The organism is Streptomyces beijiangensis (assembly GCF_017315755.1).
In the GTDB taxonomy this organism is placed as follows: domain Bacteria; phylum Actinomycetota; class Actinomycetes; order Streptomycetales; family Streptomycetaceae; genus Streptomyces; species Streptomyces beijiangensis.
Map to the genome: position 1 here is coordinate 1 of NZ_JAFLRJ010000893.1, position 244 is coordinate 244.

Annotated in this window: 1 protein-coding gene; it reads left to right on the top strand. The window is 69.7% G+C overall.

Translation table 11 applies throughout. The annotated features are described in order from the left end of the window. Positions 1-203 (top strand): chaplin (locus tag J0695_RS39715; protein ID WP_206969702.1); only part of this gene is annotated, 203 nt, incomplete at its 5' end. Positions 204-244: the final 41 nt, after the last annotated feature.

The following is a 244-nucleotide window of genomic DNA, read 5'->3' on the forward strand; positions in this document are numbered from 1 at the left end:
CCGGACTCGTCATGGCTCTGGGTGCGGCCACCCCGGCGATCGCCGACTCCGGCGCCCAGGGCGAGGCCTCGAACTCCCCGGGCGTCCTTTCGGGCAACGTGGTGCAGGTCCCGATCCACGTGCCGGTCAACGCCTGTGGCAACAGCATCAACGTGATCGCTCTGCTCAACCCGGCGTTCGGAAACAGCTGCTCCAACAGCTGACACCGAGCCGGTCTGCACCGAGCAGGGGCGGCCCCCGGAGC